Source organism: Chryseobacterium daeguense DSM 19388, assembly GCF_000430825.1.
Lineage (GTDB): Bacteria > Bacteroidota > Bacteroidia > Flavobacteriales > Weeksellaceae > Chryseobacterium > Chryseobacterium daeguense.
This window is the reverse complement of the sequence record NZ_AUMT01000003.1, coordinates 100,187-118,809: the sequence shown is the minus strand read 5'-3', so window position 1 is coordinate 118,809 and position 18,623 is coordinate 100,187. Positions and strand designations below refer to the sequence as shown.

Below are 18,623 nucleotides of genomic sequence, written 5' to 3'. Positions count from 1 at the left end.
TTATGAAAAAATCCTTTTTTGTAACCTATAAAAGCCCTTTGCTTGTATTAATTTTCTTAATCCTTGCGAGCGGTATTTTTTCTTACACTAAAATTCAGTCGGCATTATTTCCGCAGATTACTTTTCCGAAAATAAAAGTCATTGCCGATGCCGGACAACAACCCGTCAATCAAATGACAGTAGGCGTAACCAAAGTGTTGGAAGATGCGGTGAAAAGAGTGCCGGATTTGGAAGTTTTGAAAAGTACAACCAGCAGAGGAAGCTGCGAAATTTCTGCATTTATGTCGTGGAATGTGGATGTAGATTTGGCTAAACAACAGATTGAAAGCAATATAAATCAAGTAAGAAATCATTTGCCAGCAGATGTCAATATCGTAGTTGAAAAAATGAATCCGTCCATCCTTCCGGTGATGGGATATTCATTGAATTCAACTTCAAAAGACCCGATTGAGTTGAAACAATTGGCACTTTACACCATCAAACCTTTTCTCTCACAAGTGCCCGGCGTAAGTGAAGTGAGAATTATCGGCGGACAAGACAAAGAATTCCGAGTGGTGATGAATCAGGCGATGATGGCGAGATTGGGAATTACGCCTGCTTTAGTGGAACAGGCGATTAATAATACTAATTTCATTAAATCAAACGGATACTCCTCAGATTTTCGCTATCTCTATTTAACACTTACTGATGCTCAGATTCGTAATGAAGGTCAGTTGAAAAATTTGGTCGTAAGCAATAATGGAAACCGAATCATTTTGCTGAGTGATATTGCCCAAATTAATGTTCACAACGCAAAACAATATATTAAAGTCAATGCCAACGGACAGGAAAGTATCTTGATTGCAGTGATACAACAGCCCAACGCAAATGTGGTGGATTTAAGTAAAGCAATGGAAGCAAAAATTGCCGAATTGCAAAAAACCTTACCGAAAGATATTGCTTTAAAACCGTATTACGTTCAGGCAGATTTTGTGAATGATTCTATTAAAAGTGTAACAGATGCTTTGTGGATAGGGCTGGTTTTAGCAATTATCGTAGCAATTATTTTCCTTCGTTCTTGGAAGGCAAGTGCGGTTATTTTAATAACAATTCCGATTACGTTAAGTCTTACAATGCTTGCTCTCTATACGATGGGACAGACGTTCAATATTATGACGTTGGGAGCAATTGCCGCTGCCATAGGATTAATTATTGATGATGCGATTGTGGTCGTCGAACAAATCCATAGAACCCACGAGGAACACCCCAAAGAATCTTCAAAAACTTTGGTTCAAAAAGCGATTAATTATCTGTTGAAGGCAATGATTGGTTCGTCACTTAGCACGATTGTGATTTTCTTGCCATTTATGCTGATGAGCGGTGTTGCCGGAGCTTATTTTAAAGTAATGACCGACACGATGATTATCACATTAATCTGTTCATTTTTTGCAACCTGGATATTATTGCCAATCGTTTATTTACTCTTGTCATCAGGCAAGAAAAAAGAAAAAAATCTACAGCATCACGATGTAAAAGAAAGAAAATGGGTGGGGTTTTTTATCAGAAAACCTTTATTCAGTTATGGTTTTATTTTAATATTAATTGTTTTAACAGCAATTATTCTTCCCAATATCAGTACCGGATTTCTTCCTGATATGGATGAAGGAAGCATTGTTTTAGACTACAATTCACCTCCGGGAACTTCACTCGAAGAAACCGACAGAGAATTGAAGGAAGTTGAGAAAATTATCACTTCCACGCCCGAAGTTCAGGCATACAGCCGAAGAACCGGAACTCAGATGGGATTCTTCATTACAGAACCGAACCGGGGAGATTATTTGATTCAGCTAAAGAAAAACAGAAGCAAAACCACGAATGAAGTTACCGACGAAATCCGTACAAGAATTGATGCTTCAGGATTGCCTTTGACCGTAGATTTTGGACAGGTAATTACCGATATGTTGGGTGATTTGATGAGCAGTGTTCAGCCAATTGAAATCAAAGTTTTTGGGACAGACCAGAAAGTGATTGAAGATTATTCTCAAAAAATTGCGGCTATTGTAAAAAAAGTGAATGGTACAGCCGATGTTTTTGATGGAATTGTCATTGCAGGACCGTCAATGATTGTCACTCCGAAACTGCCTGTTTTAGCGCAATATAATATTTCGTTACCCGATTTTCAGAACCAATTGCAGGCAAATCTGGATGGAAATGTAGCCGGAAACATCTTTGATAATGTTCAGTACACACCGATACGATTATTGTACAACGAAAAAAGCAATCAGTCTTTAAGCGACATCAACAACAGTATGATTGCTTTGTCGAACGGAACTTTGAAACCTTTGAGCGAATTTGCAACTGTAAGCGTCGTCACCGGTTCTGCCGAAGTCAACAGGGAAGATTTACAGACTTTAGGAATTGTAACGGCAAGATTGGATAACGGAAATTTGGGAGGAACGATTCAGGAAATTCAGAATCAAATCAATCAGAAAATAAAACTGCCGAGCGGGTATTCTGTGGTTTATGGCGGTGCCTATGCAGAACAGCAGCAATCTTTTAAAGAATTACTGATTATTTTGGTGGTTTCCAGCTTATTGGTTTTTTCTGTGATGCTGTTTTTATTCAGGAACGTTTTGGTGGCGCTAATCATTTTATTGGTTTCTGTTTTGGGACTTTCAGGAGGGATTTTGTTATTGTATTTAACCAACACGCCATTGAATGTAGGAAGTTATACAGGACTCATTATGATGGTCGGAATCATTGGAGAAAACGCGATTTTTACTTATTTGCAATTCCACGAAAGTTTAGCTACAAAAACCAAAGAAGAAGCCGTTATTTATGCCATCAGTACAAGACTTCGCCCGAAATTAATGACCGCTTTGGGAGCTATTATCGCTTTAATGCCTTTAGCATTAGGAATAGGAACGGGAGCACAAATGCACCAACCTTTAGCCATTGCCGTTATTGGAGGATTTATCGTTGCATTACCACTTCTACTTATTGTTTTGCCAACATTGCTCAACAAAATCAATTTAAAACAAGAAGAAATAAACAATCAATAAAAAGTTCAAAATTTCTTCTAAATCGTTCCTGAATATTGTACTACAAATTTAAAATTAAATTAAAATGAAAAAATTAGCATTTCTATTAACAATGACTACTGGTGTAGGTTTCATCAGTGCACAAAAAATTCAACAGAAGGATATTCCTGCATTAGTTCAGAAAGGGTTTCAAAAACAATTTTCTGCAGTTAAAGATGCAAAATGGGAAAAAGAAAATGGGAAATACGAAGCAGGCTTTAAGTATAAAGGAGAAGAAATGAGCGTTCTCTACAATGCACAAGGCGTTTGGGAGGAAAAAGAAACAGAGATTAAAGTGAGCCAGCTTCCAGCGATGGCTTCATCTTATGTAGCTAAAAAACAATTAGGCAAAATCAAGGAAGCTTCTAAAATTACTAAAGCTGATGGTTCTGTAATGTACGAAGCTGAAGTTAAAAGCGGAGACGTTTTGTTTGATGCCAAAGGTAACTTTGTGAAACTTGCAAAAGAGTAAAATCTGATTGAAAAAAAAGAAAGCCACTTGTACGAGTGGCTTTCTTTTTCAAATTGATTATCTAGACTTTTAAAATTCAAAATTTCTTCTAAATCATTACTGAATATTGTATCAAAATAAATGTAATGTATAGAATCAGATTATTGCTCTTTTTGATAACGGTATTATGCTCGTCTATGGCGTATGCCCAAGTTGCAGGAATTACGATTTCAGGATTGATTAAAAATAAAACAAACAAACTGGTTTTGTCTTACGTGAATGTCCTGGCAAGAACAGAAAAAGATACCGCATTTGTAGCAGGAACAATTACCAATGAAGAAGGAAGATTCTCGTTAACAGGAATCAAGCCTGGTAATTACCAATTGGAATTTTCGCTCTCGGGATTTCGAAAGCAAAGGCAATCACTTTTTGTAGGAAGTTTATCCGAATTTTTAGAGATTCCACCAATAGAGCTTGAACAAGAAGCTGATAAAGAAACAAAAATCGAAGAAGTTGTTATGACAGCTTCGAAAAAAAATGAAATCAGCAATCAGCTTGATAAAAAGACCTATTCTGTCGCAGATAATATCAGTCAAAGCGGAGGTTCTGTTTTGCAAAGTATGCAAAATCTACCAGGTGTAACTGTTCACGACGGAAAAGTGCAATTGCGTGGAAATGATAAAGTAACAGTTCTTATCGACGGTAAACAAACTGCTCTTACAGGTTTCGGAAGTCAGAGCGGACTTGATAATATTCCGGCTTCTGCGATTGATAAAATTGAAATAATCAACAATCCTTCTTCAAAATATGATGCCAACGGAAATGCAGGTATCATCAATATTATTATGAAGAAAAACAAGCAAAACGGCTGGAACGGAAAAGTTGGTTTTACTTATGGTACAGGTTCTTATTGGGTAAGAAAAGAAAATCTGCCGACGATAAGACCTCAATATACGATTACGCCAAAAATCAACCCTTCGCTTTCGCTTAATTACAGAAAAGATAAGATTAATATTTTTCTTCAGGCTGATAATTTATATACTGAAACATTAAATAAAAATGAATTTGTAAAGCGAACTTACGACGACGGAACAATCATTAATTCACAATTAAAAAGAAACAGAAACACAAATTATTTGACCACAAAAGCTGGAATCGACTGGAATATTGATGCTCAAAATACATTGACAATTTCAGGATTGTACGGAACTGAAAAGATCATTGACCGTGGAGATCAGCCATTTTTTAACGGGGATTTTTCACATCGTATTCGCCTTTGGCAGTTTTTGGAGGATGAGTTGAAAACCACAATTATGGGAACGGCTTCTTATCAGCACAAATTTAAAGACGCGGGACACGTATTAAATGTTGGATTCAATTATACATTCCACAGAGAAGACGAGAAATATTTCTATGATAATTATTTGCCGACTTCAACAGGAGCTGATGCTTTTAAATTATTGTCTGACGAACAGGTTTATGATTTTACTATTGATTATGTAAAACCTTTGAAATACGGTCGAATTGAAACGGGAATTAAGCTGAGAAACAGAAGCATTCCAACCAATATGTATTTTATTCCGGGCGTCAATTCTGTTTTAGATGCCAATGCGGGAGGTTGGGCGACCTATAAAGAATTAATTCCTGCCATTTATGGTAATTATATTTTTGAAAATGAAAAATGGGAAGCCGAGCTTGGTGTAAGACTCGAATATGTGAAAATTAACTATGACGTCAATCCAAATCATCCGACTTACGAAAGTGAAAGCTACAATTATACACAGCCATTTCCAAACCTAAGATTGGCTTATAAATTAAACGACCACAATAAGTTATCGATATTTTATAATAGAAGAGTAGACCGACCGAATGAAGTTGATATCCGAATTTTCCCGAAATATGACGATGCTGAAATCATTAAAGTTGGAAACCCGCAACTGAGACCGCAATTTACCAATTCGATTGAGTTGGGACACAAATACAATTGGGATAACGGTTATCTGTATTCAGCCTTATATCATCGTTTTGCGAATGGGACAATTACCAGAATTTCAAGTATTGTTCCTGAAAGTACTTTGATCTATGCGGTGTTTCAAAATGCAGGAAAAAGTTATAATTCAGGATTGGAAATGATATGGAATCAGAAAGTTTCGAAAGCCTATTCTTTTAATATCAATGGGAATATCTACAGAAATCAGATAGATGCATTTTCGGTGGAAAATCTTTATCCACAACCCAATATTTTTTCTGCCAATCAGGAAACTGCCATTTCTGGAAATGTAAAATTGAACAACATTTTTAAATCGTCTAAAGGTTTTGATGCTCAACTAACAGCTGTTTATCTGGCTCCGGATATTATTCCGCAAGGGAAAATAGGCTCGAGATTTTCAGTGGATTTTGGTGTAAAAAAATCAGTTCAAAACGGAAAAGGAGAAATATTTTTAAACGCAACCGATTTGCTGAACACAATGGTCATTAAGAAGAAAATTCAGGGTAATGGATTTGCTTACACAAGCGATGATTATTACGAAACTCAGGTGGTGAGATTAGGTTATAGTTATAAATTTTAATTAAATATTCAATGCTGATATGAACAATCTAGTAGAAGCTGTAAGTAGCTATGTGATATTGTTTCTTTCGGAAAATCTTTCGAATGAGCTTGTTTTTCATAACATCAACCATACCTATGAAGTTGTTGCTGCGGCGAGAGAAATTGGCACTCAATGCTATCTTTCTGACAATGAAATGCTTGCTTTAGAAGTTGCTGCCTGGTTCCACGATTGTGGGTATGCAAACACATATCTCGGTCACGAAAATGAAAGTAAGAAAATAGCTGAGGTCTTTTTGGGAAATTATGGATGTGAAAAAGATTTTATTGATACCGTTTTAAACTGTATTGAATCCACAAAATATCCACCCAAACCTTCTTCACTAATCGAAAAAGTGTTATGTGATGCTGATTTGTATCATTTGACAAAAGCGAATTATCCAAAGTATGAAAAGGCATTGAGAAGGGAATTTGAAATATTTATAAAACTGATTTACACTGACGAGGAATGGCTCAAAAAGAACTGTTGGTTTCTCTCAGAGCATACCTATTACACAGATTTTGGTCAAGAAGTTCTTTCGAAATTTAAAGAGACCAACATTCAGATGCATTGTCCTAAATAAATTTTATATCAAAATTAATAAACATAAGATGTTAAAATTCACTCAAAAAACAGTTTTCAGCATTTTCATATTATTTTCAACATTTGGGAAAGTTGCTGCCCAAAATAATGATACGATTCAGGTTCAGGAAACAAAGCAAGATAGCATCGTTGAACTGAATACAGAAACAAATCATCTTAATTATAAAAGATTGATTGTTCCTACGGCCTTAATAGGCTACGGCGTTGCAAGTTTGTCAGTAAAAGGGATTAAACAACTGAATTTCTCGACCAGAGATGAGATCAATGAGCACAAACCGGATCACATCAGACTTGATAATTACACCCAATTCGCACCTGCTGCTTTGGTCTATGGATTAAATGCTTTTGGGGTAGAAGGAAAACATAATTTCCGTGACAGAAGTATCATTTACGGAACATCTATATTGATTACCTCAGCAATTACAATTCCGTTGAAACATATTGTAAAAGAAGAAAGACCGGATCAATCCAATAATCTTTCTTTCCCTTCGGGTCATACGGCGATTGCATTTGCGTCTGCACAGTTTATGTTCCGAGAGTACAAGGACACCAATTTCTGGCTCGGAATTTCGGGGTATTCACTCGCGGTTTTTACGGGAGTTTATAGAATGTTGAATGATAAGCATTGGGTTGGGGATGTCGTTGGCGGAGCCGGATTCGGTATTCTTTCCACGGAACTGGCTTATTGGTTATATCCTAAAATCAATCATTTGATAGGAGGGAAAAATCAAAATTCGGCTACTATGGTTATGCCTTTTTATCAGAATAAAAGTGTTGGGATTGGTTTGGTTAAAACCTTTTAATTGATGTCGAAAAATAAAAATATGTGGTTCTATTATGCCTTGCTTTCAGCTGTTTTTGCTGCATTCACAGCAATTTTTGCTAAAATGGGAGTATACAATATCAATTCTAATTTAGCAACTGGAATTAGAACAATAATTATTTTGGTATTGGTCTGGAGCATTATTTTTATAAGAGGTGAAGCTAAAGATATTGGATCATTATCAAAATTTAATGTTATTTTCCTTGTCCTTTCCGGTGTTGCAACTGGGTTATCCTGGTTGTTTTATTTTAAGGCTTTACAGATAGGCAACATTTCGCAGGTCACGGCGGTAGATAAATTAAGTGTAGCCATTGCTATTATTTTATCACTCTTGTTTTTTAAAGAAACATTAACATTGAAAACTGCGATCGGGGCTTTGTTGATTATCGGCGGAACTATTTTACTTGCCTTTAAATAACAAAGATCCGGTCATAAAATATTTTGACTTTTTAGTCGAATTCAAAATGTTTACAGAATTGACTTTCATTTTTGCCTCATCATAAACATCGCTTTGAAAAAACTATCAATTCTTTTCGCTTTAATATCGACAACTTTAGTCTGTGCTCAAACTATAGACAAGAAAGCATCTGACACTTTAAAAGACCATCAGGTTAAAACCATTCAGGAAGTTACCATTGTCGGCAAAAAAGCGGTTGTTGAAAATAAAGTTGATAAGATTGTTTACAATGTTGCCAATGACATAACCTCACAAAGTGGAGCCGCAATAGATGTTTTGAGAAAAGTTCCACAGGTAACGGTGGATGCAGACGGAAATGTGGAGTTACAGGGAAATCCGAATGTCAGATTCCTGATCAACGGAAAACCTTCCAGCATATTTGGGAATAGTCTTGCCGATGCGCTGGCTTCTATTCCTGCTAGTCAGATCAAGAGCATTGAAGCGGTTACTAGTCCCGGAGCAAGATACGATGCGCAAGGAACGGGCGGGATCATCAATATTGTCCTGAACGAAAACAAAGTAAAAGGAATCAACGGATTGATTAACGCGTCTGCCGGAACTCGTTTTGAAACAGGATCTTTGAATCTGAATTTCAGAAATAATAATTTCAGCTTAAATACCTTTTTCAGCGGAAATGCACAGCTGAAATCCAGAACACCTTTTTCACAAGATAGGATTTCTCATACAGCTACCACTCAAACCCGATTATTGCAGGACGGCTACACCGATTTTCAGAGACACGGTTATCGTACGGGATTGGGCTTTGATTGGACAATCAACAAAACAAACACCTTAACAGGTTACATTTCTTACAATGATTTTGCCAATAAAAGCATCGGTTTGATCAACCAGCAACAATATATTAATGATTTTTCTCATTCAACCGAACAGTCGATCATTGGTTATAGAACTTCAGACAACCGTTCTTCGGTAAATTCTATTGATGGAAATTTGAGCTATAGAAAAACGTTCCAAAAAGAAGGACAGGAATTGACGGCTGATTATGTGGTAAGTTACGGTTCGCCAAAAAGTAATTATTTGCAAACTCAGAGTCTGACAGGAGCTGTATTTCCATATGATGGCTTTTCTGGAAGCAATCCCGGAACGGATACCAGTCATAATTTGTCGGTAGATTATGTACAGCCGATCAATGACCAAATTACATTGGAAATGGGTACAAAAGCCATTTTCCAGCACATTACAACAAATACGGATGTGAATGTTTTAGATGTTTTTTCAGGACAATATGAATTTGATCCTTTCCAGTCTTACCATTTGAAATATGATGTGGGAGTTTATGCCGCATATATTTCCTCTTCATTAAAATTATTTAATAACTGGCTTGATGTAAGAGCAGGGGCACGTTACGAATATACGACGGTAAAAATAGATTATCAGAATACCAATATTCCATCATACAGTTTGCTCGTGCCGTCATTCATTTTGTCTCATAAATTTGACAGTGGCGAAACGATAAAATTAGCCTATACAAGAAGAGTTGAAAGACCGGAATATGCTGAATTAAACCCATTCTTAAATTTCAGCGATCCTCATAATATCACAACAGGAAATCCTGCATTGAAGCCGGAATTAGGGGATAATATGGAATTAGGTTACAATAAGAATTTTGAAAACGGCGCTAATCTTTCATTCACCCTTACAGAAAGGATCAACAGTCAGGATCTGAAACAAATCACTACTTTTTACCCAATTTATACGGTAAGCGGTATAAATTATACAAATGTTTCAGTAACCAGAAGAGATAACATCGGCAAGGAATATAATTCTGGTGGAATATTGTCAGGTTCTGTTGCTTTTTTAAATAATAAATTAAATCTTCGTGGTAATATGATGGTTTTTCACCGATATATCGTCAGTAATTATTTTGGGAACGTTGATATGGGAATGCGTTACCGCCTGAATTTAAATCTGAATTACTTATTTCCAAAAGATTTTATCGTAGAAGCATTTGGGAATTATAATTCTGCGGCGAAAAATATTCAGGGTAAAAATCCACAGTCGATCACTTACAGTATAGCAGCGAGAAAACAGTTCTGGAATAAAAAAGCAAGTATTGGAATTACAACAACCAATCCTTTCAACAAGTATATCAAACAGGCGACAACTGTTGAGACTGGTGATTACAGCTCATCTTCTATACGTTATTTACCGCTTCGTTCTTTCGGGATCAGCTTCAGTTATAAGTTTGGAAAAGATTTTAAAAAGGAAAAAGATATCAGTGATGATTATTTGAATGCGGCTTCTCAAGGAAATTAAATAGGGCTGATGTAAGTACTTAGATTTATATATTTTTATGTGACTGGATTAGTTTAATTATTTTATTTTACAAGTTAAAACTATTATCAAAAGTGCTGATTTTAAAGTAGATGAATCGGATTTTTCCGATTTTATAAATTTGGAGAAAAAATAAATTAGTATAATTTTTTTTAAATAATAATTTGATTTTATGATTTTAAACTAAAAAATTATGACAGATCTGAGAATTGTTTGATCCCAAAAACATATAAATTGACATACAATTGTTGACTGAGCCGTAGTGAATCAATAATTTCTCTCTTTTTTATCTATAACAAAGAAGTATTATAAATAAAACAATTGATTATCTGTTGATTGCATACTGTAGAAGAAAAAAAGGATGTTCTTAGTTTGGAAATAATTAAAAATGATCTATATTTGCACCAGTAAAAACGACGATCTCTTGATTGTTTAAAAAAGTGACCTATTCGGTGACCTCTTAAACAAGAGAACAATATAAAGCTTATGGATAGGGCTTTTTTGAAAAAATAACAAGTCCCGTCCGGATCGCAACAGCGTAAGAGAATTTATCTTGTAAACGCATTTGAAGCCCACAAAGCCTGCATTTTTAAAAAATGCAGGCTTTTTTGTTTTTGGGAATTTTTTAAAATTTCTATTTAAAATCAAAAAGTTTGTGGCGCATTCATGGCACTTTTTTTTCGAAAAAAAAATGCCACAAAAACAATGTAAGTAGCTGATAATCAACCTATTGTATGCCGGAAACGACTTGATTCAAGTGAGCTTTTTTTCCAAATTTATAACTTTAAATTTTTTAGATTATGCTGGAAAAAAGCTATGGGCTTACATTCTTTTTAAAAAGCCCCAAAAACAAAAAGGACATTCAAAGATATGTCCACGTGAGAGTAACTGTAGATGGCATTCCCAAGGAAACTTCTACGAAGAGAAAATGGGATGCCAACCGTTGGGATCAGAAGACTGAGCGAGCAACGGGAACCAAAGAAGATGCGAGGTCGTTTAATTTCTTTTTGGATTCTCTGGTCACTGCGATTAACCAATTTAAGGTTGACCAGCGTAACCAGGGGAAAAGTATTACTGCAAGATGTATTGTTGATTTTATTAAAGGAGAGCATCAGTCCAGAGCTAAAGTTTTGGAGGAATTTCAAAAACATAATGAACGGCTTGATGCTTTAGTTAAGAAAGATGAGCGGAAAAGGAAAGAGAAGGAACTAGGAATTGAGACCCACGATGACGAGGAGATAGAATATGCGCCAGGCACCTATCAACGTTATGAAATTACAAGACGACATGTGCAAAACTTTATCCTCTATAAATACAAAGTTGAGGATTTGGAATTTCGCGAGCTCAATTATGAGTTCATTAAAGACTTCGAATTCTATTTAAAGACTGTAAAGAATCAGGCGAATAATACGGCTCTGAAATATATCAGTAACTTCAGAAAAATAGTTAACGAAGCCATTGACAAAGAAATTATTCCTGCAGACCCATTTGCACGGTTTAAAGGAAAAAGAACCCGTGGTAAAAAAAGAGCTTTAACTCAATCAGAGCTGCAGCTTTTAGAAAGAAAAGCTTTTACTTCAAACAGGCTGACTATGATCCGGGATATTTTTATTTTTCAGTGTTATACCGGGCTCGCGTATATTGATATTTTCCTCTTGAAAAGAACCGACATCAAAGAAGGTATTGATGGGAACCTGTGGATTATGAATCGCAGACAAAAGACGGACAGTATCACGGATATCCCGCTTCTTCCCAAAGCCTTGGAGCTGATTGAAAAATATAAAGACCATCCTGACTGAAAGCTTAACAGGAAAAATTATATTATTTAAAAATCATAAGTGTTAATTTCATACTTATTTTAGTGTTTGTGTTTTGGCAGCACGAGTGAATGTAAAATTTGACTCCTGTTGTCTTTTTTAGATAAAAGTATCCGGTTTTTTACGGTAATTTCACAAAGTATTTTTATTATTCACTTTTAGGTCTGATATTTGTACTGAGTAGAAAAACTAATCTGACCCTTATTTTATTTATGAAAAACATATTTGTGAAAAAATCATTTCTATACGCACTTTTCATTGTTTTAATGCTTGTTTCCTGTAAAAAGGATATCGAAAAAATAACTGATTCTTTAAAAGATACTGCCAGCTCTGTTACGGAAACTCCTGCCGCTGAAAAAGATTCGCTGAAAAAGGATTCTGTGGTTCAGAAAGAATCTATGCCGCCGGCTATGCAGGAGGACGGATTTTACAATGCTTTTGTTTTCCCTAAAGACAAAAAAATGAAAGATTCTCTGTTTTCTGTTTTCAATAAAAAATATACGGAAAAGGAACGTTATGCTATATTAGCTTTAAACAGACTTGATTCAAAAAACAAATGGAACGCTGATACTTTAGTGGTTCCTGCAAAAATAGACACCACTTTAATGGAATATTCTCCATTTCCCATGCAGCTTGATGTGCTGAGCGGTGTCAAAAAATTTGTGGTTTTTTCTTATCCTATTCAGGCTTATGGAGTATATTCAAACGGAAGCCTTGTGAAATGGGGCCCTACAAGTATGGGTAAAAAGGCAGCAAAAACAAAAACCGGATTAACCTTTGCCAACTGGAAAAAGAAACTGGCGATCTCCACAGTAAGCAGCGAGTGGAAGCTGCCTTATAACTTCAATATATTTAATACAGACGGAATCGGGTGGCACCAGTATGACCTTCCGGGTTATCCTGCATCGCACTCATGCTTAAGATTATTGATGAAAGATGCACAGTGGCTGTATTCTTATGCTGATACTTGGGTTTTAAATCCCGGTGGAGCCACTACAAAAGCAAAAGGAACTGCCGTAATGGTATTCGGAGATTATGGCTGGGGAAAAAGAAAGCCTTGGAGAAAGCTTCTGGATGATCCTAATTCCAATAATATTTCTGTAGAAGAAATGACCAAAATGATCGAGCCAAACATCGAAAAAATATTAATGGAGCAGGACAACAGGGAAAAGGTAGTAGATTCTATTAAAGCGGCGAAGGCTGTATTGGAGCAGATGCCTGAAAATCCGAAAACTCAGACTCCGTAATTAATCCTGCTTCTCAAATTGCAAAGTAGATTCTTCGGCAAATCTTCTCAGCTTTTTCATTTCTTCTTTGCCCTTGTATTGGCCAAATCTTGCAGCTGCGTAAGTAAGGGCCAGTAAAAATAGCATAATAAAAGAAGCTGTTAGTGCCCACGGATATTCCTGGCTTTTGATCTGCTTTTCCACGTAGTACATTGAGAAAAACGTCATCCATAAGATAGAAAAAGAAAAATACAGAAACATAAAAAATGTCCATACTGCAGAGCTGGGCCCAAAAACGCCACGGATCGCGGTTTTCTCATCTTCTATTTCTATTCTTAATGATAATCTGGGTTTCCAGTAGCTTTCATATTCTGTTTCCACACAGATGGTGGCAACTTCTTTATTGATATTTCCGGAAAATTCATCTTTGTGCTCATTAAGATATTTTTGGAGGCTTTCGGCATATTCTTCCTTGGTCAGATTGGTGAACATTTTAAATCTTGGCCTGCTTCTGATCTTATCTAAGGTTATTTCTTCAGTATTCATATCTTTTTAATCTTGGTAAGGTATTGGATCTTCCAAAGTAAAACTCAATGTCATTTCCTGATTTTTTCTCAGGATAAGCATATTGATCGTCTTTCCTTCTTCAGATTTCATCATTTCAATAATTTTCTCCATAGTCATGTCTGCAGTTTTCTTGCCATTGATGCTGATCAGCTTGTCATCTTTTTTCAAGCCGGCTTTGGCTGCGGGTGAATCCTTCCGGACTCCTGCAATGGAAAAAATAGGTTTTAAAACAAAATTATATTGCAGGCTGTTGTTTAATATTTCAATGCCCCCGGAAGGTGTCTCTTTATTCTTTGTGGGTAGGTTTACCATATCTTTTGTCCATTCCATACCGTCTTGGCGGAAGTCCAGACCGCTCATATTAAAATGAAAAGGATCGTCGAAATTCCTGTTTTTTTTCAGATACATTTTTTGATTGGGATAATCAAAAGCTACGGTAAAACGTCTCATAATATCTCCGCCAACGGAGCCTTTTCTGTTTTCCACAAGATTTACATGCTGGATGGAATATTCGTCCGGCATTGCGGTAAGAGGCTTTTCAAACTTAAACGTACCAAGATAAAAATTGTGAATCCGGCTTCTCTTGCCATAAATATCCCCATTAAAACCACGTCCCAGAAAATCATCAATATTAGGGCGATTATACACAAAGTCTTTGATAAGTTTAGGGAAAAGCCAGATGGGATCGCTGTTGCCCAGATCTATTAATAATTTCGAACTTTTCTTTTCATTGGTCATTTCTATATCTGCAAAGAGGTAGGGCTTGTTTTTCTCAATGCTGATGGAGAATTCTTCGAACTTTTTTATTTTTTTATTAAATAACTCACGATCATTGTAGATGGTAATTTTTTTAGAAGAATAATCTATTATAACAGGGTGATTTTTAAAAAAATGATAGCCAATGATACCGTTTACCGGAATTCCGACATGAGATGAAATGTTAAATTCCTGATTTACAATAATAAAAAGGGTTAAACTATGATTAATAAAACTTTTACCGATTTTCCCGATATTATTATCAGACCGAAATCCGTCAATGCTTGCGCTTCCTCCAAGTCCGGAAAATCTTATCTTTTCAAGATTCTGTAATTTCAGTTCCTGATTTTCAAGGCTGAAAATAGAAGTCTCCGCAACGCCTGTATCCAACAGGAAAGTGAGTTCAGCTCCATTGATATTAACCGGGATGAAAATTAAATTACTGATTGATTTAAAGGGAATTACCGTTTTCTTTTCGTCTTGTATTTCAAATGAATTCTGCTCCTGAGCATCAGCAAGAATACTTAAGAAAAAAATCAGGAAAAAAAACTTTAGTTTCATTTACTGAATTTAGTAAAATTATTCTTATCAAAAATAAAAAACATTCTCAAAATTGAGAATGCTTGTGTATATCGCAATAAATTATTAAAATAATTGATGATCCGTAATTATTTAGCAAAGAAATCCATGAGATCAATATAGTTTTTCTGATTGACACCGTGGCCGCTCATATACTCTCTGAACGTAAAATACCCGCCCAGGTCATACAGCAGATCCGCCGCTTTTCTTCCCCATTCTAAAGGAATTACAGCATCGTCTGTCCCATGAGAAATAAAAAATCTTAATTTTTCAATCTTTTTCTTGTCTTTTACAATATCAGTAAGCAATTTCTCTTCCGGGTAACTGCTCATGCAGGCAACAGAGCTGAACATTTCAGGATATTTCAAAGCTAAGGCATAGCAGAGAATTCCTCCCTGGCTGAAACCGCAAAGATTGGTTTTGCCTTCGGTGATTCCATAGTGGTTTACGATTTTTAAGATGCTTTCCAGAACACTGTTTAATGATTCTGTAGCCTGTGGAATATCAACAAATTTTTCCGGATCATTAAAATCTATATCATACCATGAAAATCCTTCGAACTGTGTGGCTCTCGGTGCCCGGAAGCTTACGATAATCCAGTCGCCGGGCAGGGTTTCCCTAAAGCTGAAAAGGTCCTGCTCATTGCTTCCATAGCCGTGAAGCATAAAGAGGATGGTTGTGTTGGGAGTAATATTTTCGGGTTCTCTTACGATGTAATCTAAATTCATGTGGCAAAGATAATTAATAACGATTTATTTTCCGTTTATTAAAGTAAAAATGAGACCATTTGAAAACGCATGACAATCTGTCTAATTTTAGGATATCGTCTTTTGAGGGTTAAAAATTAGATATTCGTAATTATTTATTGATTTGATATTTTTTAGAAATCTTTGTTGGAAATTTTTCATAAAAGTTATTTTTATATTGATAAAAAACTTATATTTGAACCATTAAAAATCTATTTGGAGAAATGAAGCAATTTTACAAATCAAAAAATTTATTGAGACTTTCTTTTTTATTCATCGTTTTATTTTCGGTAATTTCTGTCGTTAATTCTTGTAAAGATGATGATGATGAGGATCAATATAAAGATCACATCGTTCAGTTTGAAGCCAAAATTGTAAACGGTACAGGAAGTGGAACAGGAGTTTTCAAAACGGTTTACACGCAGGTGGGGACGGGTCCGAACACGGTTTTCAATCCTACAGGACTTACATGGTCTACTGGAGAGCAGTTCATCAATTCCAGCCAGTCTCAGCTTAATCTTGCAGCCAATGCTGTACTTCCGAATGCGGATTCTAAACTTACAGTAAATATCTGGGTAGATGGAGAGATTGCTAAAACCAAAACGGTAGAGGGAGTGGGAGAGAAAAGTGTTTCTATCGCTCACAGTTTCTTAGAATTATAATATATAAATTAAAAAACCGCCTTTTTGGCGGTTTTTTTTGTTTTATTCCGTGTTGAACAGTCTTTAGTTATTTGTCCTAATAAAATTTTTTGACGGGTAAGGAATGAAAAGAATTGTAGATCCTAGAATACAATATACTATATAAAGTGTTAATAGCTTCTAAACAATAAAGCTTTAAATAATAAAGTTTTTTTATCATAAACCTAAAAGCACGCATTTATTGATGTTAAAATGCTAATTTAGGTACCACGTTTTTTGGAAAACAGATCAAAATTCCCCTTAAAATTCGCTATAAAACTGATTTTCAGGTAAAATTTATTGATAATAAATTCATTATTATTGGAAATATTTTTAATGTTAAAATGCCGATGTATATTAAGTTTTTTTTAATTATTTATTTCCTGATATTGGGTTTTGTTGTATATTTCACATATTAGGTTTAAAATTTTTAATAAAAAAACAATGAATTTTTTTTTTATTTTAAGTTTTTCATTTTATATTTGTAACATATAAACACAAAACTTATTCTTCTTGAAGAATATATGAATGAGTAGGGATTCAGAATGTTTAATACTAGCAACAATAATCTTATGGATGAAAAAATGAATTTCAGGATTTTTAAATCTTAACCAATAATCTGAAAATAATTGGTTTTAAATAATCAATCTAAATCAAAAATTTTTAAAAACATTTACAATATACACTTTATTTTTCCTTTGCTTCGCATTAGACGCATAGCTAGGGAATAAGAGACCTAATTAATTACTTGAATTATGAAAAAAAATTTATTATTAGCTGCATTATGTATAATAAGTACATCAGTGTACGCACAAAGTGGTAACGTAGGGATTAATACGGCAATCCTGCAACTACCCTTCATGTTATGAACGCCGGTACGGGAGGTTCCTCAGTTGGTACGGGAGGTACTGCGAACACAGCCCTGCGCCTGGAAAATTCAGGGAACGGGCAGGCGGTAATTCAGAATTTAACAGCAAAGAATGCATCGGGTACTGCTGTTTCTGCCGCATTTGGGATTAATCCTAATTTCAGCACCAATGGTATTTTCTTGCTAACAAGAAGCAACACTTCAGATTTACTTATGGATCTTGGTACAGGTAATATCGGGATCAATACCGTTCCTACGGCAAAGCTCCACGTAAACGGAACTTTCAGACTGGTAGACGGTACTCAGGCAAATGGAAGAATCCTTGCATCAGACGCCAACGGTAATGCGTTCTGGAAAGATGATCCCATCCCAAATAACCCGGCTGCTTATATAACGCCCTATGTAAGTGCTGCTGGAGGGACTAATGTTGCATGGAATAACAACACAGGATGGCTTAATAATGCAGAAGTAAATGTTCCTTTAAATGAAATTACCGATGTTGGGAATGTTTATGATCCAACTACCGGTGTTGTAACAATTAATACTGCTGGAGCATACTTTGTAACGGTAGGTGTAAGGCTTCGGAATGATCCGGCAGCTACTCCGGGGTTTGATGGTAGTTCCGGTAACCTCCTCGGCTATTTAATGGTAAAGCCTAGTGCAAGTGCTACTTTTAATCCTATTGCATCTCAAGGTGTAAATATTATCAGAGGATTAAGTAACCCTGGCGGATTAATAATTTATGATGCATCAGTAGAATCAATTATGCTTCTGAATCCAAGTGATCAGTTAAAGCTAAATTTCAGAACCTATGGTACTGCAAATATGAATAATGATCCCGCAAACGTTGTCCTGGATAAGAGTGGCAGTTATCTCAGAGTATACAAATTTTAATTTAATAGCTATTAAATATAGTAAAGCGGGATTGAAATAATCCCGTTTTATGCCAACCTTTAAGCGTATCTTTTTATATATCATTCCCCAAAAAAACTGGCAACAGTATAATAGGATATATGAAAAACTGTATGCACGCTGCTTTCAACATCCAGATTTCCCGTAAGGACGGCTGATTCTAAAACGATGAAAAAGAATTTATTACAATTATATA

The 18,623-nt window shown here is 35.5% G+C and carries 14 protein-coding genes; 11 read left to right on the top strand and 3 right to left on the bottom strand.

Annotated elements, in window-relative coordinates; translation table 11 throughout:
• Nucleotides 1-2 precede the first annotated feature (2 nt).
• From H560_RS0105005 to H560_RS0104965, 9 genes are all read left to right on the top strand, one after another.
• Nucleotides 3-3,041, top strand: a complete 3,039-nt coding sequence (locus H560_RS0105005) for an efflux RND transporter permease subunit (protein ID WP_027379033.1) — start codon at nucleotides 3-5, stop codon at nucleotides 3,039-3,041.
• Between the two features lie 64 nt (nucleotides 3,042-3,105).
• Complete coding sequence (locus H560_RS0105000; protein ID WP_027379032.1) at nucleotides 3,106-3,531, top strand: PepSY-like domain-containing protein; 426 nt, start codon at nucleotides 3,106-3,108, stop codon at nucleotides 3,529-3,531.
• Nucleotides 3,532-3,656: 125 nt separating this feature from the next.
• Nucleotides 3,657-6,080 (top strand): outer membrane beta-barrel family protein, encoded by a 2,424-nt coding sequence (locus H560_RS0104995; protein ID WP_027379031.1) that lies wholly within the window; start codon nucleotides 3,657-3,659, stop codon nucleotides 6,078-6,080.
• Between the two features lie 19 nt (nucleotides 6,081-6,099).
• Complete coding sequence (locus H560_RS21100) at nucleotides 6,100-6,681, top strand: HD domain-containing protein (RefSeq protein ID WP_051289162.1); 582 nt, start codon at nucleotides 6,100-6,102, stop codon at nucleotides 6,679-6,681.
• Nucleotides 6,682-6,709: 28 nt separating this feature from the next.
• Entirely contained in the window at nucleotides 6,710-7,504 is a 795-nt protein-coding gene (locus H560_RS0104985; RefSeq protein WP_027379030.1) for a phosphatase PAP2 family protein, read from the top strand.
• Nucleotides 7,505-7,525: 21 nt separating this feature from the next.
• Nucleotides 7,526-7,942 (top strand): EamA family transporter, encoded by a 417-nt coding sequence (locus H560_RS0104980; RefSeq protein WP_027379029.1) that lies wholly within the window; start codon nucleotides 7,526-7,528, stop codon nucleotides 7,940-7,942.
• A gap of 93 nt (nucleotides 7,943-8,035) precedes the next feature.
• A complete protein-coding gene (locus H560_RS21095; protein WP_051289160.1) occupies nucleotides 8,036-10,258 on the top strand; it encodes an outer membrane beta-barrel family protein in 2,223 nt (740 codons plus the stop codon).
• A gap of 818 nt (nucleotides 10,259-11,076) precedes the next feature.
• On the top strand, nucleotides 11,077-12,075 hold the full coding sequence (locus H560_RS21090) for a tyrosine-type recombinase/integrase (RefSeq protein ID WP_051289158.1): 999 nt from the start codon (nucleotides 11,077-11,079) through the stop codon (nucleotides 12,073-12,075).
• A gap of 230 nt (nucleotides 12,076-12,305) precedes the next feature.
• Complete coding sequence (locus H560_RS0104965) at nucleotides 12,306-13,340, top strand: L,D-transpeptidase (protein ID WP_051289156.1); 1,035 nt, start codon at nucleotides 12,306-12,308, stop codon at nucleotides 13,338-13,340.
• On the opposite strand, the gene H560_RS0104960 is transcribed toward H560_RS0104965, so the two are convergent.
• The 3 genes from H560_RS0104960 to H560_RS0104950 all read right to left on the bottom strand — a co-directional run bounded on the left by H560_RS0104960 (nucleotide 13,341) and on the right by H560_RS0104950 (nucleotide 15,949).
• Nucleotides 13,341-13,865, bottom strand: coding sequence for a hypothetical protein (locus H560_RS0104960; RefSeq protein WP_027379027.1), 525 nt, complete (start codon nucleotides 13,863-13,865; stop codon nucleotides 13,341-13,343).
• 6 nt (nucleotides 13,866-13,871) lie between these two features.
• Nucleotides 13,872-15,203, bottom strand: coding sequence for a PDZ domain-containing protein (locus H560_RS0104955; RefSeq protein ID WP_027379026.1), 1,332 nt, complete (start codon nucleotides 15,201-15,203; stop codon nucleotides 13,872-13,874).
• 107 nt (nucleotides 15,204-15,310) lie between these two features.
• The gene (locus H560_RS0104950; protein WP_027379025.1) at nucleotides 15,311-15,949 is read right to left on the bottom strand and encodes an alpha/beta hydrolase; all 639 of its coding nucleotides are present in this window, start codon (nucleotides 15,947-15,949) and stop codon (nucleotides 15,311-15,313) included.
• 242 nt (nucleotides 15,950-16,191) lie between these two features.
• Between H560_RS0104950 and H560_RS0104945 the strand changes: the two genes are divergently transcribed.
• Nucleotides 16,192-16,629, top strand: coding sequence for a hypothetical protein (locus H560_RS0104945; protein WP_027379024.1), 438 nt, complete (start codon nucleotides 16,192-16,194; stop codon nucleotides 16,627-16,629).
• Nucleotides 16,630-17,512: 883 nt separating this feature from the next.
• Nucleotides 17,513-18,409 (top strand): hypothetical protein, encoded by an 897-nt coding sequence (locus H560_RS0104940; RefSeq protein WP_027379023.1) that lies wholly within the window; start codon nucleotides 17,513-17,515, stop codon nucleotides 18,407-18,409.
• The last annotated feature ends 214 nt before the right edge of the window (nucleotides 18,410-18,623 follow it).

Coding starts and splice junctions, on each gene's coding strand:
- H560_RS0105005 (WP_027379033.1), top strand. CDS start 3: ATGAAAAAATCCTTTTTTGTAACCTATAAAAGCCCTTTGCTTGTATTA.
- H560_RS0105000 (WP_027379032.1), top strand. CDS start 3,106: ATGAAAAAATTAGCATTTCTATTAACAATGACTACTGGTGTAGGTTTC.
- H560_RS0104995 (WP_027379031.1), top strand. CDS start 3,657: ATGTATAGAATCAGATTATTGCTCTTTTTGATAACGGTATTATGCTCG.
- H560_RS21100 (WP_051289162.1), top strand. CDS start 6,100: ATGAACAATCTAGTAGAAGCTGTAAGTAGCTATGTGATATTGTTTCTT.
- H560_RS0104985 (WP_027379030.1), top strand. CDS start 6,710: ATGTTAAAATTCACTCAAAAAACAGTTTTCAGCATTTTCATATTATTT.
- H560_RS0104980 (WP_027379029.1), top strand. CDS start 7,526: ATGTGGTTCTATTATGCCTTGCTTTCAGCTGTTTTTGCTGCATTCACA.
- H560_RS21090 (WP_051289158.1), top strand. CDS start 11,077: ATGCTGGAAAAAAGCTATGGGCTTACATTCTTTTTAAAAAGCCCCAAA.
- H560_RS0104965 (WP_051289156.1), top strand. CDS start 12,306: ATGAAAAACATATTTGTGAAAAAATCATTTCTATACGCACTTTTCATT.
- H560_RS0104960 (WP_027379027.1), bottom strand. CDS start 13,865: ATGAATACTGAAGAAATAACCTTAGATAAGATCAGAAGCAGGCCAAGA.
- H560_RS0104955 (WP_027379026.1), bottom strand. CDS start 15,203: ATGAAACTAAAGTTTTTTTTCCTGATTTTTTTCTTAAGTATTCTTGCT.
- H560_RS0104950 (WP_027379025.1), bottom strand. CDS start 15,949: ATGAATTTAGATTACATCGTAAGAGAACCCGAAAATATTACTCCCAAC.
- H560_RS0104945 (WP_027379024.1), top strand. CDS start 16,192: ATGAAGCAATTTTACAAATCAAAAAATTTATTGAGACTTTCTTTTTTA.
- H560_RS0104940 (WP_027379023.1), top strand. CDS start 17,513: ATGAACGCCGGTACGGGAGGTTCCTCAGTTGGTACGGGAGGTACTGCG.